This window comes from Enterobacter cloacae complex sp. 342H5, assembly GCF_050030905.1.
Classification (GTDB): Bacteria; Pseudomonadota; Gammaproteobacteria; order Enterobacterales; family Enterobacteriaceae; genus Enterobacter; species Enterobacter intestinihominis.
This window is the reverse complement of sequence record NZ_JBLGVB010000001.1, coordinates 1,436,808-1,453,244: the sequence shown is the minus strand read 5'-3', so window position 1 is coordinate 1,453,244 and position 16,437 is coordinate 1,436,808. Positions and strand designations below refer to the sequence as shown.

Genomic DNA, 16,437 nt, shown 5'->3' with positions numbered 1-16,437 from the left:
ACTTGTATAGACAAGCACACACAAGGTCGGATTTAACAAAAAAGATACAATTTTGCTATATTGCGTTAGCGATCACGCTTATAAAACTTATGATATAAAGTGGCCCTGCAACCGGTAACGATTCCCCGGGAACAGCAGCTTCGCATGCGACACGATCTGCGAGGATGACCAGGTACGACGGCGGATCAGCAGGCAGGGATCGTGCTCTTTAATACGCAACAACTCGCACTCCTGAGGCGTGGCGCGCACGGCCTCCACGATATGCTCCCCTTCCGTCAGCGGGGCGACGAGCGAGAGATACGCATGCGGTGTGGTTTGGGTGTAATCCTGGTTCAGGTAGTCCGGGATCCGCTCCGCGTTGACGCAGCGATCTTCAATCTGGACCGGAATATCGTTCTCATAATGCACCATCACCGAATGGAAGATCCGGGTGCCCTCTTTAACGTTCAGCTCGATGGCCTGTTCGGCGCTGGCCTGCGTCTCTTCAAGCACCAGCACTTCGCAGTGGTGCTGATGGTTGCGGGCGGCAATTTCATCGGCAATGCTGCGGATTTCAAACAGCGCCGACTGTCCTTTTGGCTCGGCGACAAAGGTTCCGACACCCTGCAAACGCACCAGCAACCCTTCATCGGTCAGTTCCCGCAGCGCCCGGTTAATGGTCATTCGACTAAAGCCATACTGCGCGACCAGTTCAGCTTCGGAGGGAATACGGTCGTGCGGACGCCAGACGCCGGCAGCAATTTTTTCGCTGATCGCCTTTTTCACCTTCTCATAAAAAGGTGCGGGTGGGCTGGAGGGTTGCTGCGGTGAGCGTGAAAACATGCTGACTCCTGTAATGTGGTTATGCCCACCAGTGAGCAATTTGCCAGGCCAGTCGGGCGGCAAGCTTCGCCCCCTGACCGTCCCGGTCGTAGTGCGGATTATATTCCACCAGATCCGCCGCCTGTAGTTTACCGCTTCGGCAGATACGCTCAATCACCGGGAACAGATCCAGCGCCGGGATCCCCAACGCCGCAGGGGCGGATACGGCGGGCATTTCTGCGGCGGGCAGCACATCAAGGTCTATGGTGAGATAAACCCGGTCTGCCTGCGCAAGCACGCTATCCAGCGCGGATAGCGCATCCCGGCGAAAATCGAGATCTTCAACCAGCATCACGTTCAACCGTTCAGCTTCCTCCCACAGCGCCTGGGTATTCGCCGCACGGCTTACCCCCAGGCAGGCGTAGTGAAACGACCGCGACTGCGACGCGCAGTAGTGCGCCAGCTGGCGGAACGGCGTGCCGGACGTAGCCCGTTCAGCCTTACGCAAATCGAGGTGCGCATCCAGGTTGATCACCGCAATGCGATCGTTCGGAAAGGCATCCAGCACGCCGCGCCCGTGCGCCCAGGCGGTTTCATGTCCACCGCCGAAAACCAGAGTACGCATCCCGGATTGCTGGCACGCGGTAATGGCCTCGCTCAGCGCCTGCTGTGCCGCCTCCAGCGCATTGCCTTCAACAAAAATGGAGCCCATATCCACGAGGCGCGCATGCCCCTGATGGCTCGCCATATTCGCCAGCGCGCCGCGCAGCACATCGGGAGCCTGTGCAGCACCGGGCCTGCCCTGGTTACGCTTAACCCCTTCATCACATTCAAAGCCCAGCAGGGCGATGCCTGACGGCACGGGTGCAAAGTGTTCGCGCTGCTGTATGGTCTGGAAGAGACGTTTCGCGGTGCTGGATTCGGCGCTGTCGTCACGACCCTGCCAGACCTGCGGGGAAACGGGATGCCACAATTTCATGCTACCTGCCCCCGAAACACGCGTTGATATAAAGGATTCCGCCCCGGCTCGTAAACCATCTCAACCGGATGATTCGCCTCCCAGACGACGAAATCAGCCACATAACCGGGCTTTAACTGCCCGTGTGTCGCACCACGACCTAGCGCCTGCGCCGCATGCCGCGTCACGCCAGCCCAGGCCTCTTCCGGCGTGAGGCCAAACTGGACGCAGGCCATGTTCATTGCCAGATGCAGGCTGGCAAACGGGCTGGTGCCCGGGTTGTAGTCGGTAGCCACCGCCATCGGCACGCCCTGCTCTCTGAGCTGCGCCACCGGTGGACGCTGGCGCTCCTGAAGAAAATAGAACGCGCCGGGGAGCAATACCGCCACCGTGCCGCTTTGCGCCATCGCCCGAATACCTGCATCATCGAGATACTCAATATGATCGGCCGACAGCCCCTTATACTGGCTGACCAGCGCCGCGCCGCCCAGATTCGACAGCTGCTCTACATGCCCTTTAACCGGTATCCCGAGCGCGGCGGCGGCCTGGAACAGGCGCTCGGTTTGCGCCGGGGTAAAGCCGACGTTTTCACAAAATACGTCCACCGCTTCAAATAACTCTTTTTGCCACAGCGTGGGCAAGATCTGCTCACAGACCAGCGTGAGATAGGCATCCGGATCCTGTCGGTACTCGGCAGGAACGGCGTGCGCGGCCAGCAGCGTCGGGCTGATATCGACCAGATTGTTCAGGCTGAGCTGGCGGGCAACCAGCAGCATTTTCTCTTCGGCCTGGGCATTCAGTCCGTATCCCGATTTGATTTCAATGGTCGTTACGCCTTCATTCATCAGCCGCTGGAGCCGCTGCTGTGCCACCGTCAGGAGCATTTCCGGCGAACTGTTGCGGGTCGCCGTGACCGTGGCGTTAATACCGCCGCCCTGCGCGCTGATGGTCTGATACGACACGCCGTTAAGCCGTTGTTCCCATTCCGCTGCGCGATCGCCGCCGAACACCAGATGGGTGTGGCAATCGATCAGGCCGGGAGTAACCAGACGCCCGTCGAGATCGACACACTGACGATGCCCGGAGGGGATCTCGGCTTCAGTAATAACGGCCGCAATCGTCTGGCCGCGCACGACGAGGGCATGTTGTTCTTTCAGGCCGTAGGGTTCCGGCTCACCTGTCGCCAGGGTCACCAGTCGCGCATTTCGCCATATCACATCATCGGGATGAAGCTGCTGCATGTGCCTTCCGCTTGTCATGGGTTGTATAGACATTTATTTTCATCTGTCACCTGCTGTCAACCGCCTTGCAGCAAAATGTTATTTATTTGTGATGACTTTCCCGTCGCCTGCGGGCAAAAATGCAACTTTTCCCGTTTTTATCTTCCCGTTTCGCTCAACTTAGTATAAAAAAGCAGGCTATTTCGTCTATTCAGATAAGACTTGCATACCCAGGAGCATTACCTTGAATATTTCCAGGATTTCCCGTCTGGCGTTGGCACTCGCCTTTGGCGTGACTTTATCCGCTTGCAGTTCAACACCACCGGATCAGCAACCTTCTGAGCAGGTTGCTCCGGGCACCGCTTCCCGTCCGATCCTGTCAGCGGCTGAAGCGAAGAACTTCACCCGTGCGCACTATTTCTCGGCGATGGATCCCAATGCAGCCCCATGGACGCCTTCTTCTATTAACCTGCCGAAACAGCCAGACTTCGTTGTCGGCCCGGCCGGGGCAGAGGGCGTTACGCACACCTCAATTCAGGCAGCTGTTGATGCCGCAATCACCAAACACAGCGCATCTCGTCAGTACATTGCCATCCTGCCGGGTGAGTACGAAGGAACCGTTTATGTTCCGGCTGCACCGGGAAGCATTACGCTTTACGGACTTGGCGAAAAAGCGGTCGACGTGAAAATTGGCCTGGCGATTGATTCAGAGATCGACAGCACCACCTGGCGCCATCTGGTGAACCCGGCCGGTAAATACATGCCAGGTAAACCGGCGTGGTATATGTTTGATAACTGCCAGCGCAAACGTGCCGCCACCATTGGCGTGATGTGCTCGGCAGTATTCTGGTCACAGAACAACGGCCTGCAATTGCAGAACCTGACCATTCAGAACACCCTGGGCGACAGCGTTGACGCCGGTAATCACCAGGCCGTGGCGCTGCGTAGCGATGGCGACAAGGTACAGATTAACAACGTCAATATCCTGGGCCGCCAGAATACCTTCTTCGTGACCAACAGCGGCGTGCAGAATACCCTTCAGAACAATCGTCTGACGCGTACTCTGGTCACCAACAGCTACATTGAAGGCGACGTGGATATGGTCTCCGGTCGCGGCGCGGTGGTATTTGATAACACCGACTTCCGCGTGGTGAATTCACGTACGCAGCAGGAAGGTTACGTCTTTGCCCCGGCCACGCAGTCCAATCTGTTCTATGGCTTCCTGGCCGTGAATAGCCGCTTTACTGCTGCTGGCGATGGCGTGGCGCAGCTTGGCCGCTCTCTGGACGTGGACTCCGCCACTAACGGCCAGGTCGTGATCCGCGACAGCGTGATTAACGAAGGCTTTAACATGGCGAAACCGTGGGCGGATGCGGCGATCTCGAAACGTCCTTTCTCCGGCAACACCGGCACGGTGGATGATAAAGACAACGTGCAGCGTAACCTGAACGACGCTAACTTCAACCGCATGTGGGAATACAACAACCGCGGTCTGGGTAGCAAAGTGGTTGCTGAACCGAAGCAGTAAAATGCCTGCTGCCGGGTGGCGGCTACGCCTTACCCGGCCTACCTCATGCATTAACCACGCATAAAAAAACCTCGCATGTGCGAGGTTTTTTTTCGTCTACGGATCAGTGAGCGTTAATCACAACCCACATCGGCCCTTGTCCGACCGCATAGCGTCCTTTCTCTTCCAGTAGACCCTGCACGCCTTTGATTTCATAGAGCGCGATGTGGTGGGATTTCTGCCCCGCCGCAATCAGGTATTTGCCGCTGTGATCGACATTAAAGCCGCGCGGCTGGGTTTCTGTCGGCTGGAAGCCCTCAACTGCCAGAACGCTGCCGTCTTCAGAGACGCTGAAGATGGTGATCAGACTGGAGGTACGGTCACAGGCATACAGGTGGCGGCCATCCGGCGTGATGTGAATGTCTGCCGCCCAGCGTGTGTCGGAGAAATCAGCTGGCATCATGTCCAGCGTCTGTACGCACTCGATCTGCCCGTTAGGATCGTTCAGCTCCCAGACATCTACCGAGCTGTTCAGCTCGTTAACGACATAGGCATACTGCTGATTCGGGTGGAAGACCATATGGCGCGGGCCTGCGCCTTCCACGGTGGTGACTTCCGCCGGGCTCTGCGCGACCAGATGACCGTCATCGCTCAGGGTAAACAGGCAGATGCGATCCTGCTTCAGCGCTGGCACCCACAGCGTGCGGTTATCCGGCGAAATGTTGGCGGAGTGGCAACCTTCCAGCCCTTCTACCACGTCGACGGTTTCAACGGGAATACCGTCTTCCAGGCGGGTGACGCTCACGCAGCCTGCATTGTAGGAGCCGCTGAAGATAAAGTTGCCTTTATGGTCGGTAGAAATATGGGTCGGGCTGCCCGGCAGCGGCGCTTCTGCGGTATAGGTCAGCGCGCCGTCATCCGGGGAGATGCGGTATGCGAGTACGCGGAATTCCGGGCGTACCCCGACATAAAGAAAACGTTTATCCGGGCTGACGACCATCGGCTGCACCTGGCCTGGCACATCAACAACCTGAACCAGCGTAAGCGAACCTTCTGTATTCAAACGCCAGACATGGATCTGCTGACTTTCAGGACTGGCGGTATAAACGGTTTGTTTCATGAATACTCCTGATTATTTTTAACGGTGAATGCTGAATTGTAGTCCGGGATTTTGCAGGGTTCCGCTCTCGGTGTACCATCCCGACAGACCTTAAATTCAACATTAACCCGGAAGAAAAAATGACCTCGCGAGTGATTGCCCTGGATTTAGACGGAACACTGCTTACCCCTCAGAAAACCCTGCTCCCCTCTTCTCTTGAGGCCCTCAAACGAGCCCGGGAAGCGGGGTATCAACTTCTCATCGTAACGGGTCGACATCACGTAGCCATTCATCCTTTTTATCAGGCACTGGGCTTAGATACACCTGCAATTTGTTGTAATGGCACTTATTTGTATGATTATCAGGCAAAAAAGGTTTTAACCTCTGATCCGCTTCCCGTTCCGCAGGCGCTGCAATTGATTGATTTACTGGATGAGCACGCGATTCACGGCCTGATGTATGTGGATAACGCCATGCTGTATGAACGCCCTACCGGCCATGTGATCCGCACCAGCAACTGGGCCCTGTCTTTGCCGGAAGCGCAGCGACCGGTGTTCACTCAGGTTTCCTCCCTGCGCCAGGCGGCGGAAGACGTCCAGGCAATCTGGAAATTTGCCCTGACCGATGAAGACACCGCCAAACTGAACACCTTCGCAAAACATGTCGAGCATACGCTGGGTCTGGAATGTGAATGGTCCTGGCACGATCAGGTGGATATCGCCCGTAAAGGCAACAGCAAAGGAAAGCGTTTGACCCAGTTCGTTGAGTCACAGGGCTGGTCAATGCAGGACGTGATTGCCTTCGGCGATAACTATAACGACATCAGCATGCTGGAAGCGGCCGGAACGGGCGTGGCGATGGGCAACGCCGATGATGCGGTGAAAGCGCGTGCTAACGTGGTGATTGGCGATAACACCACCGACAGCATCGCGCAGTATATTTATACCCACCTGCTGTAATCAGGCGGTGATAGAGACGCTCTTGATTTGCGCGTAAAGCCACAGGCCAGGCTTGATGCCCAGCTCATCCCTGGCCCACGGGCTGATGCGCGCCCACAGCGTTCTGTTGCCCACTTCCAGTTGCACTTCTACCTGGCCGTTATCATCAAAACACTGCGCCACTTTTGCGCGCAAAATATTGCGGATACTGGTTTGCAGCGGCGGTTGCAGCACCAGGGAGACATCCGACGCCTGAATGCGGATCCGTAACGTGGACTGAATCGGCGTATCGATTTTATTCACCCACAAATGCTGGTCACCCAGCGCCAGCGCGGTCATCGCATAATGTGGATGGTGCTCCAGCACGCTCACCTTCAGAATGCTGCTCTGCTGCTCCTTTGGCAGCCACGGATGCATAACGCTGCTGCCCCATACCTCTTCCAGATTGCCGAATGCCTTCACCCTGCCCGCCTCCAGCACCAGCACTTTGTCGGCCAGATGTAAGATCTCATCCAGCGAATGGCTGACGTACAGCATGGGCACGTTGATTTCCCGCGCCAGACGTTGCAGATACGGCAGCAACTCGCGCTTGCGCGGAATATCCAGCGAGGCCAGCGGCTCATCCAGCAGCAACAATTCCGGCGCGGTTAACAGGGCGCGGCCAATTGCCACGCGCTGTTTTTCACCACCCGACAGCGAAGACGGGAGACGATCGAGCAGCGGTTCGATGCCCAGCAGCGCCACCAGCTTATCGAACTGTCCGGCCATGCTTTTTGACATGCCATAGCGCAGATTTCCGCGCACGCTGTAGTGCGGAAACAGGCGCGCATCCTGAAACACATAGCCGATGCGGCGCTTATCCGGTGACAGGCAGACCTTCTTCTCCGCGTCGTTTAAGACGCGGTTATTTAACACAATTCTGCCAGACTGGGGACGCGTCAGGCCGCTAATCGCATTAATCAGCGACGTTTTCCCTGCCCCGGAAACGCCAAAAATGGCGGTGATACCGCTGGCAGGCAGCGTTTCGTTAAGCGTCAGAGTGTGGCTGCCCAGGGTTTGCGTAAAGTTGAGTTCCAGCATCACGGTTTCCCCATCCGTTCACGGCTAAGGCGCGCCAGCCATTCAGACACCAGCAGCGAGACCAGGGCGAGTACAATCGAAATAATACACAGCCGGGCCGCCGCACCTTCGCCACCCGGGGTTTGAATCAGGGTATACATGGCCGACGGGATGGTCCGCGTCTCGCCGGGAATGTTGGACACAAAGGTGATGGTCGCGCCGAACTCACCCAGTGAGCGGGCGAAGGCTAACACCGTACCGACGATAATGCCCGGTAAGGTGAGCGGAAGCGTAATGGTCAGGAATACCCGCCAGCGGCCTGCACCCAACGTGCGGGCGGCCTGCTCTAGCCGGATATCCACCCCTTCCAGCGCCAGGCGGATAGCGCGCACCATTAGCGGGAAGGACATTACTGCCGCGGCCAGAACCGCGCCGCGCCAGCTGAAAGCAAAGGTCAGGCCGAACCAGTCGTACAGCCATTCGCCGATAAAACCACGTCGCCCCATGGAGATCAGCAGCAGATAGCCGACCACCACAGGCGGTAACACGAGCGGAAGATGGAGAACACTGTCGAGCAGGGCTTTGCCTGGAAACTTCACGCGAACCAGTAACCAGGCAAAGAACACCCCAAAGGGCAAACTCAGCGCAACCGCCAGGGAAGAGACTTTCAGGCTCAGCAGCACGGCCTGCCATTCAGGTTCGGTCAATATCATTCGTGAGTCGTAAATCCGTAACGTTTAAAGATAGCGGACGCTTCAGGCCCCTTCAGGTAGTCAACGAAGGCCGCCACGGTCGCATTTTTATGTCCATCAACTATCGCAACAGGATATTCTACTTTCTTATGCGAGTCTTCCGGGAAGGTACCGACCACCTTCACACCTTTACTGGCGACGGCGTCGGAGCCGTAAACGATCCCGAGTGGCGCTTCGTTACGCTCCACCAGCGCCAGCGCGCCGCGCACATCTTCTGCGGGAGCCAGCTTCGGTGATAAGGTCTCCCATGCGCCCAGTTTTTGCAGCGCTTCTTTCGCATAAATCCCGGCAGGAACATGCTCCGGATCGCCCACCGCCAGACGGCCACCGTTGAGCAGACGGGTCCAGTCCGTCTGTTTGTTGATGGCGATGTCGCCCTGCTTGCTGTTTGCGGGCGCGACCACCACCAGGCTATTTCCCAGCAGGGTTTCGCGGCTAGCCGTATCAACAGATTTTTTCTCCACCGCGTAGTCCATCCATTTCTGATCGGCAGAGATGAACAGATCAGCCGGAGCCCCCGCTTCGATCTGGCGGGCCAGCGTCGACGAGGAGGCAAACGACGAAACGACCTCGACGTTTTTCTCTTTTTTGTATACCGCAGCAATATCCTGCATCGCGTTAGTCAGCGACGCCGCCGCAAAGACCGTGATTTTTCCTTCATCCGCCAGCGCGTGGCCGGTGAGTGAGAGAGTCAGCGTTGCTCCTGCGAAAAGGCGTACCCATGAACGTGCCATTTGAAGCTCCTGTGCGTATCGTTATATACAAATAAATATAACGACATATCGCAGGTGTTCCTAGCGCTAAATCGTACCCATTAATGCGTAAACTCAAGGAACGTTGTAAAAGATATCGGCGGGAGAGGAATAAACTTGAGAGCAAAACGCCCGGGCTGGCCGGGCGTTTTGGAGGAAATCATTGCTGCTTTTTAGGCTGGTCACGACGATGACCAATATTCGAAAAGACGTTGAACACTTCACCCAGGCCGTAGATGGCACCGAGGATGATAGCCATCACTACTGGCACCATGATTACCGCGAATACCAGACTTTTCAACAACTCTAACATGGTTTTCTCCAGATCTTGTGAACGGCTTATTCTACCCTGAAAAGTAAGAAAAACATCCCCTTTTGTGCGGTGCGCTTTCCGCCCCCGGACATTTGGGTCACAATAACCTTTTTGCCGGGACATTGTTATGCAGGCCGAAATTCTCCTCACCCTACGACTTCAGCAGAAGCTTTTCGCCGATCCGCGACGCATCGCCCTGTTAAAACAAATAGAACAAACTGGCTCGATTAGCCAGGGAGCCAAAAACGCCGGCATCAGCTATAAAAGCGCCTGGGATGCGATTAACGACATGAACACCCTGAGCGAACAAACGCTGGTAGAGCGCGCCACCGGCGGAAAAGGCGGCGGCGGTGCCGTGTTGACGCGTTACGGGCAACGCCTGATCCAGCTCTATGACTTACTGGCGCAGATCCAGCAAAAAGCATTTGATGTGCTGAGCGATGACGACAACCTGCCGCTGGACAGCCTGCTGGGCGCCATCTCCCGTTTCTCTTTGCAGACCAGCGCCCGCAACCAGTGGTTTGGTACGGTGACGGGGCGCGATCATTCGCAGGTGCAGGAGCATATTGAGATCCTGCTCGCGGACGGCACAACGCGCCTGAAAGCCGCCATCACCGCGCAAAGTGGTCAACGCCTTGGGCTGAACGAAGGTCAGGAGGTGCTGGTATTACTCAAAGCGCCCTGGATCAGCATCACGCTTAACCCTGAGCAGGCCTCCGAGGCCGACAACCAGCTACGCGGGCGTATCAGCCACATCGAGCGCGGCGCAGAACAGTGTGAAGTGCTGATGACCCTGCCGGATGGACAGTCGCTCTGCGCCACCGTTCCGGTGAACGACGCGACCGAATTAGATGAAGGTGCTGTGGTGACCGCATATTTCAATGCAGACCGGGTAATTATCGCCACATTGTGCTAAGCGCATTGACAACCCCACCAACACTGAGTATCCCTGACATCTGTTGCTGCAAAAAATGGGATAACACATGTCATCATTGCATATTTCGCAAGGCACGTTTCGTCTTAGCGATACCCGTACCTTATCGCTGCCAGAGTTAACCCTTCGCGCCGGAGAAAGCTGGGCGTTTGTGGGCACGAATGGCAGCGGAAAATCCGCGCTGGCCCGCGCTCTGGCAGGCGAATTAACCCAGCTGAAGGGTGAGCGTCAGTGCACCTTTACCCGGCTGACGCGCCTTTCCTTTGAACAGCTGCAAAAGCTGGTCAGCGATGAGTGGCAGCGTAACAATACCGATTTGCTCAGCCCCGGCGAAGAAGATACCGGCCGCACGACGGCGGACATTATCCAGGATGAGATAAAAGATCCTGCCCGCTGTCAGCAGCTGGCGGAGCAATTTGGCATTACCGCCCTGCTTAACCGCCGCTTTAAATATCTCTCTACCGGCGAGACGCGCAAAACGCTGCTGTGCCAGGCGCTGATGAGCGAGCCGGAACTCCTGATTCTGGATGAACCGTTTGACGGACTGGATGTGCAGTCCCGCGCGCAGCTGGCAGCGTTGCTGGCGTCGCTTAACCAGCAGGGATACACCCTTGTGCTGGTCCTTAACCGCTTTGATGAGATCCCGGATTTCGTACATTACGCGGGCGTGCTGGCGGACTGTAGCCTGACCGAAACCGGCGAGAAAGCCGTACTGCTCCGGCAGGCGCTAATTGCACAGCTGGCCCACAGCGAGAAACTGGACGGTATTGCGCTGCCGGAGCCGGATGCCCCTTCGGCACGCCACGGGCTGGATCCTGACCAGCCGCGCATTGTGCTGCGCGATGGGGTGGTTGCTTACGACGATCGCCCTATTCTTAATCATCTCAGCTGGACGGTTAATCCTGGTGAGCACTGGCAGATCGTCGGCCCCAACGGGGCGGGTAAATCCACGCTGCTAAGCCTGATCACTGGCGATCACCCGCAGGGTTACAGCAACGATTTGACCCTCTTCGGCCGCCGCCGCGGCAGCGGGGAAACCATCTGGGATATCAAAAAGCATATCGGTTATGTCAGCAGCAGCCTGCATCTGGACTACCGGGTGAGCACTACGGTGCGAAACGTGATCCTCTCTGGCTTCTTCGACTCCATTGGTATTTATCAGGCGGTATCCGACAAGCAGCACAAGCTGGCGCAGCAGTGGCTGGATATTCTGGGTATGGACAACCGGGTAGCCGATGCGCCATTCCACAGCCTGTCGTGGGGGCAGCAGCGGCTGGCATTGATCGTCCGCGCGCTGGTTAAGCATCCTACGCTGCTGATTCTGGATGAACCGTTGCAGGGGCTGGATCCCCTCAACCGTCAGCTGATCCGCCGCTTTGTGGATGTCCTGATTAGCGAAGGTGAAACCCAGCTGCTGTTTGTCTCCCACCATGCTGAGGATGCCCCGTCCTGCATCACCCATCGGCTGGAATTTGTGCCTGACGGCGAGCATTACCGCTACCTGCTGAGCAAAATCGATTAACGCGTGGAGGGCGCTGCCCTCCGCTTTTCAGACAACCTGCAACAATACATCTCTATCTCTTTGATCTACAATGCACTCAGTCTGTGAAAAAGCGCCTGTGAAAACCAGTGTAAACGATACCACTATTTTATCCCATGTCACACTTTTCGCGTCTCTGATATGCTATGGTTAATTCATACCATAAGCCTAATGGAGCGAAATATGCGAGTTCTGGTAACAGGTGGTAGCGGTTACATAGGAAGTCATACCTGCGTACAACTTCTGCAAAGCGGCCACGATGTCGTCATTCTTGATAACCTGTGCAACAGTAAGCGCAGCGTGCTGCCGGTCATTGAACGCCTTGCGGGTAAACAGCCGACTTTCGTGGAAGGCGATATCCGCAATGAAGCATTGATGACTGAAATCCTTCACGATCACGCGATTGAAACCGTTATCCACTTCGCGGGCCTGAAAGCGGTTGGCGAATCGGTAGCAAAACCGCTTGAGTACTACGACAACAACGTCAACGGTACCCTGCGTCTGATCTCCGCCATGCGTGCGGCAAACGTGAAAAACTTTATCTTCAGCTCTTCCGCGACCGTCTACGGCGATCAGCCAAAAATTCCTTACGTTGAAAGCTTCCCGACCGGAACGCCACAAAGCCCGTATGGCAAAAGCAAGCTGATGGTCGAGCAGATCCTGACCGACCTGCAAAAAGCCCAGCCTGAGTGGAGCATCGCGCTGCTGCGCTACTTCAACCCGGTTGGCGCGCATCCGTCAGGCGACATGGGTGAAGATCCGCAGGGCATTCCAAATAACCTGATGCCGTATATCGCGCAGGTTGCCGTAGGGCGTCGCGACTCCCTGGCGATTTTTGGTAACGATTATCCCACCGAAGACGGCACCGGCGTGCGCGATTACATTCACGTGATGGATCTGGCCGACGGCCACGTGGCGGCGATGCAGCAGCTGGCGGATAAACCGGGCGTGCATATTTACAACCTCGGCGCCGGCGTCGGCAGCAGCGTGCTGGATGTGGTGAATGCCTTCAGTAAAGCCTGCGGCAAGCCAGTGAAGTATCACTTCGCGCCGCGTCGTGATGGCGACCTCCCGGCTTACTGGGCCGATGCCACCAAAGCGGATAAAGAGCTTAACTGGCGTGTTACCCGCACGCTTGATGAAATGGCACAGGATACCTGGCACTGGCAGTCACGCCATCCGCAGGGTTATCCGGATTAAGGATTTGTCATGACGCAATTCAATCCCGTCGATCACCCGCATCGTCGTTTTAACCCGCTCAGCGGGCAATGGATTTTAGTTTCACCGCATCGCGCCAAGCGCCCCTGGCAGGGGGCGCAAGAGACGCCTGCCAAACAGTCGCTGCCGCAGCACGATCCGGACTGCTTCCTCTGTCCGGGCAACACGCGCGTGACGGGCGATACAAACCCGAACTACAAAGGCACCTTCGTTTTCACTAACGATTTTGCGGCGCTGATGACCGACACGCCGGACGCGCCGGAAAACCACGACCCGCTGATGCGCTGTGAAAGCGCCCGCGGCACCAGCCGCGTGATTTGCTTCTCTCCCGATCACAGCAAAACGCTGCCGGAGCTGAGCGTTGAGGCGCTGAAAGAGGTGGTCAGCACCTGGCAGGCGCAAACGGCGGAGCTGGGCCAGACCTATCCGTGGGTGCAGGTATTTGAAAATAAAGGCGCGGCGATGGGCTGCTCTAACCCGCATCCGCACGGCCAGATCTGGGCGAACAGCTTCCTGCCGAACGAAGCCGAACGTGAAGACCGGCTGCAAAAAGCCTATTTCGCCCAGAACGGTTCGCCGATGCTGGTGGATTACACCCAGCGTGAACTGGCGGACGGCAGCCGCACTGTGGTGGAAACCGAGCACTGGCTTGCGGTAGTCCCTTACTGGGCGGCGTGGCCGTTTGAAACGCTGCTGCTGCCAAAGGCCCATGTTCAGCGTATTACGGACCTCAGCGACGCCCAGCGAGACGACCTTGCCCTGGCGCTGAAAAAACTGACCAGCCGCTACGACAACCTGTTCCAGTGTTCCTTCCCCTACTCCATGGGCTGGCACGGTGCGCCGTTTAACGGCGAAGAGAATCAACACTGGCAGTTACATGCACACTTCTATCCGCCGCTGCTGCGTTCTGCGACGGTACGTAAATTCATGGTGGGCTATGAAATGCTGGCGGAAACCCAGCGCGACCTGACGGCGGAACAGGCGGCAGAACGCCTGCGTGCCGTTAGCGACGTCCATTACCGCGAATCAGGAGTCTAAAAATGAGTCTGAAAGATAAAACACAATCCCTGTTTGCTGAAAAATTTGGCTACCCTGCCACCCATATTATCCAGGCGCCAGGCCGCGTTAATCTGATCGGCGAGCACACCGACTATAACGACGGTTTTGTCCTGCCGTGTGCCATCGACTACCAGACGGTAATCGCCTGCGCGAAACGTTCAGATCGTAACGTGCGAGTGATCGCCGCGGATTACGGCAACGAAATTGATGAATTTTCCCTTGATGCGCCGATCGTGACCCACGACAGCCAGCAGTGGTCGAACTATGTTCGCGGCGTGGTGAAGCATCTTCTGAAGCGTAACAAGAATTTCGGCGGGGCCGATCTGGTGATCAGCGGCAACGTGCCGCAAGGGGCGGGATTAAGCTCTTCCGCATCGCTGGAAGTGGCGGTCGGCACCGTGTTCCAGCAGCTTTATCATCTGCCGCTGGACGGGGCGCAAATCGCCCTCAACGGTCAGGAAGCGGAAAACCAGTTCGTGGGCTGCAACTGCGGCATTATGGATCAGCTGATTTCCGCGCTGGGCAAGAAAGAACATGCTTTGCTGATTGACTGCCGCTCCCTCGGGACCAAAGCGGTTCCACTGCCAAAAGGTGCGGCTGTGGTGATCATCAACAGCAACTTCAAACGCACACTGGTGGGGAGCGAGTACAACACCCGCCGCGAGCAGTGTGAAACCGGCGCGCGCTTCTTCCAGCAGCCAGCCCTGCGTGATGTCTCACTTGACGAATTTAACAAGGTTGCCCACGAACTGGATCCGGTTGTCACGAAGCGCGTGCGTCACGTGCTGACGGAAAATGCCCGTACCGTAGAAGCCGCCTCTGCGCTGGCGAAAGGTGACCTGAAACGGATGGGCGAGCTGATGGCCGAATCGCATGCCTCCATGCGCGACGATTTCGAAATCACCGTGCCACAAATCGACACCCTGGTTGAAATTGTGAAAGCCACGATTGGCGACAAAGGCGGCGTGCGTATGACCGGGGGGGGATTTGGCGGCTGTGTCGTCGCCCTGGTGCCGGAAGAGCTGGTCCCTGCCATTCAGGACGCGGTGGCTAAACAGTACGAAGCCAAAACGGGCATCAAAGAGACTTTCTATGTCTGCAAAGCATCACAAGGAGCCGGACAGTGCTAAACGAAACACCTACTCTCGCACCGGATGGTCTGCCGTATCGCCTGTTGACCCTGCGCAACAGCGCCGGGATGGTGGTTACGCTGATGGACTGGGGCGCAACGTTACTTTCTGCCCGCGTACCAATGCCTGACGGCAGCGTGCGCGAAACCCTGCTCGGCTGCGCATCGCCCGAGCAGTATATCGAGCAGACCGCTTTTCTGGGCGCATCCATAGGCCGCTACGCCAACCGCATCGCCAGAAGCCGGTTTACGCTGGACGGCGTAACCTATTCCCTGCTTGCCAGCCAGGGTGAAAATCAGCTGCACGGCGGCCCAGAAGGGTTTGATAAACGTCGCTGGAAGATTGTGCAGCAAAATGACGGTGAGGTCTGGTTCTCTCTGGACTCCCTCGACGGAGACCAGGGCTTCCCGGGCAATCTCACCGCAACCGCACGCTTTACCCTGACCGAAGATAATCGTATCGCCATTGAGTACCGCGCGACCGTCGACAAGCCGTGTCCGGTCAACCTGACTAACCACGCCTATTTCAACCTTGACGGCAATCAGACCGATGTCCGCAGCCACAAACTCCAGATCCTGGCGGACGCGTATCTGCCGGTCGATGAGATGGGGATCCCTTATCAGGGGCTGAAACCGGTAAGCGGTAATAGCTTTGATTTCCGTCAGCCGAAAACCATCGCCCAGGATTTCCTGAGTGATGACGATCAGCGCAAGGTGAAAGGCTACGACCACGCTTTCCTGTTGCAGGCGAAAGGCGATCTTTCTCAACCTGCCGCACAGGTCTGGTCTGCGGATGAGAAGTTACAGATGACGGTCTACACCACCGCACCTGCCCTGCAGTTCTACTCCGGTAACTACCTGGAGGGGACCACGGCGCGTGAACATAACGACTACGCCGCCTGGCAAGGTCTGGCGCTGGAGAGCGAGTTCCTGCCGGACAGTCCTAACCATCCTGAATGGCCGCAGCCTGACTGTGTGCTGCGTCCGGGTGAAGAGTACGTAAGCGTCACAGAGTATCATTTCATTCCGCGCGCATAATGTCCGGCGGCGCTACGCGTGCACGGGCCTACGAATGTAGGCCGGATAAGCGAAGCGCCATCCGGCAAAAAGCCTGGCCCTCACCGCGAGGGCTTTTTTCCGCTCAGCTTGCTGAAAATA

Annotated in this window: 16 protein-coding genes; 8 read left to right on the top strand and 8 right to left on the bottom strand. The window is 57.0% G+C overall.

The annotated features are described in order from the left end of the window. Positions 1 to 87: 87 nt before the first annotated feature. The 3 genes from ACQG03_RS07040 to hutI are packed head-to-tail and all read right to left on the bottom strand — an operon-like array spanning position 88 to position 3,000. Entirely contained in the window at positions 88 to 822 is a 735-nt protein-coding gene (locus ACQG03_RS07040; protein ID WP_063163814.1) for a histidine utilization repressor, read from the bottom strand. A 19-nt stretch (positions 823 to 841) separates the two neighbouring features. Next, positions 842 to 1,780: a formimidoylglutamase gene (gene hutG / locus ACQG03_RS07035; protein WP_063163813.1), complete on the bottom strand. Its 939-nt coding sequence runs from the start codon at positions 1,778 to 1,780 to the stop codon at positions 842 to 844. Then, positions 1,777 to 3,000, bottom strand: coding sequence for an imidazolonepropionase (gene hutI, locus ACQG03_RS07030; protein WP_426726107.1), 1,224 nt, complete (start codon positions 2,998 to 3,000; stop codon positions 1,777 to 1,779). Before hutI ends, hutG begins: the two co-directional genes overlap by 4 nt. A gap of 223 nt (positions 3,001 to 3,223) precedes the next feature. On the opposite strand from hutI, the gene ACQG03_RS07025 reads away from it, so the two are divergent. Continuing rightward, positions 3,224 to 4,507, top strand: a complete 1,284-nt coding sequence (locus tag ACQG03_RS07025; RefSeq protein WP_017384948.1) for a putative acyl-CoA thioester hydrolase — start codon at positions 3,224 to 3,226, stop codon at positions 4,505 to 4,507. A gap of 103 nt (positions 4,508 to 4,610) precedes the next feature. Here the strand turns inward: ACQG03_RS07025 and pgl are convergent, their stop codons facing one another. Next, the gene (pgl, locus tag ACQG03_RS07020) at positions 4,611 to 5,606 is read right to left on the bottom strand and encodes a 6-phosphogluconolactonase (RefSeq protein ID WP_022647487.1); all 996 of its coding nucleotides are present in this window, start codon (positions 5,604 to 5,606) and stop codon (positions 4,611 to 4,613) included. Positions 5,607 to 5,725: 119 nt separating this feature from the next. Between pgl and ACQG03_RS07015 the strand changes: the two genes are divergently transcribed. Continuing rightward, positions 5,726 to 6,544 carry a pyridoxal phosphatase gene (locus ACQG03_RS07015; RefSeq protein WP_022647486.1) on the top strand — a complete coding sequence of 273 codons (819 nt, stop codon included), beginning with the start codon at positions 5,726 to 5,728 and terminating at the stop codon, positions 6,542 to 6,544. On the opposite strand, the gene modC is transcribed toward ACQG03_RS07015, so the two are convergent. The 4 genes from modC to ACQG03_RS06995 all read right to left on the bottom strand — a co-directional run bounded on the left by modC (position 6,545) and on the right by ACQG03_RS06995 (position 9,399). Further along, the gene (gene modC / locus ACQG03_RS07010) at positions 6,545 to 7,603 is read right to left on the bottom strand and encodes a molybdenum ABC transporter ATP-binding protein ModC (RefSeq protein ID WP_063163811.1); all 1,059 of its coding nucleotides are present in this window, start codon (positions 7,601 to 7,603) and stop codon (positions 6,545 to 6,547) included. It lies immediately after the preceding gene. Continuing rightward, positions 7,603 to 8,295 (bottom strand): molybdate ABC transporter permease subunit, encoded by a 693-nt coding sequence (gene modB, locus ACQG03_RS07005; RefSeq protein WP_006809548.1) that lies wholly within the window; start codon positions 8,293 to 8,295, stop codon positions 7,603 to 7,605. Before modB ends, modC begins: the two co-directional genes overlap by 1 nt. Continuing rightward, complete coding sequence (gene modA / locus ACQG03_RS07000; RefSeq protein ID WP_063163810.1) at positions 8,292 to 9,068, bottom strand: molybdate ABC transporter substrate-binding protein; 777 nt, start codon at positions 9,066 to 9,068, stop codon at positions 8,292 to 8,294. Before modA ends, modB begins: the two co-directional genes overlap by 4 nt. A gap of 178 nt (positions 9,069 to 9,246) precedes the next feature. Next, positions 9,247 to 9,399 carry an AcrZ family multidrug efflux pump-associated protein gene (locus ACQG03_RS06995; RefSeq protein ID WP_003858549.1) on the bottom strand — a complete coding sequence of 51 codons (153 nt, stop codon included), beginning with the start codon at positions 9,397 to 9,399 and terminating at the stop codon, positions 9,247 to 9,249. A 127-nt stretch (positions 9,400 to 9,526) separates the two neighbouring features. Here ACQG03_RS06995 and modE point away from each other — a divergent pair, with 127 nt between their 5' ends. The 6 genes from modE (at position 9,527) to galM (ending at position 16,317) form a co-directional block, all read left to right on the top strand. Further along, positions 9,527 to 10,315 carry a molybdenum-dependent transcriptional regulator gene (modE, locus tag ACQG03_RS06990; protein WP_045309133.1) on the top strand — a complete coding sequence of 263 codons (789 nt, stop codon included), beginning with the start codon at positions 9,527 to 9,529 and terminating at the stop codon, positions 10,313 to 10,315. Positions 10,316 to 10,382: 67 nt separating this feature from the next. Further along, positions 10,383 to 11,855, top strand: coding sequence for a molybdate ABC transporter ATP-binding protein ModF (modF, locus tag ACQG03_RS06985; protein ID WP_022647483.1), 1,473 nt, complete (start codon positions 10,383 to 10,385; stop codon positions 11,853 to 11,855). A gap of 201 nt (positions 11,856 to 12,056) precedes the next feature. After that, positions 12,057 to 13,073, top strand: a complete 1,017-nt coding sequence (galE, locus tag ACQG03_RS06980) for a UDP-glucose 4-epimerase GalE (RefSeq protein WP_022647482.1) — start codon at positions 12,057 to 12,059, stop codon at positions 13,071 to 13,073. 9 nt (positions 13,074 to 13,082) lie between these two features. Then, complete coding sequence (gene galT, locus ACQG03_RS06975; protein WP_022647481.1) at positions 13,083 to 14,129, top strand: galactose-1-phosphate uridylyltransferase; 1,047 nt, start codon at positions 13,083 to 13,085, stop codon at positions 14,127 to 14,129. Between the two features lie 2 nt (positions 14,130 to 14,131). Continuing rightward, positions 14,132 to 15,280 (top strand): galactokinase, encoded by a 1,149-nt coding sequence (gene galK, locus ACQG03_RS06970; RefSeq protein WP_023305717.1) that lies wholly within the window; start codon positions 14,132 to 14,134, stop codon positions 15,278 to 15,280. Beyond that, positions 15,274 to 16,317 carry a galactose-1-epimerase gene (gene galM, locus ACQG03_RS06965; protein WP_023299620.1) on the top strand — a complete coding sequence of 348 codons (1,044 nt, stop codon included), beginning with the start codon at positions 15,274 to 15,276 and terminating at the stop codon, positions 16,315 to 16,317. The genes galK and galM overlap by 7 nt, the downstream gene beginning before the upstream one ends. Positions 16,318 to 16,437: the final 120 nt, after the last annotated feature.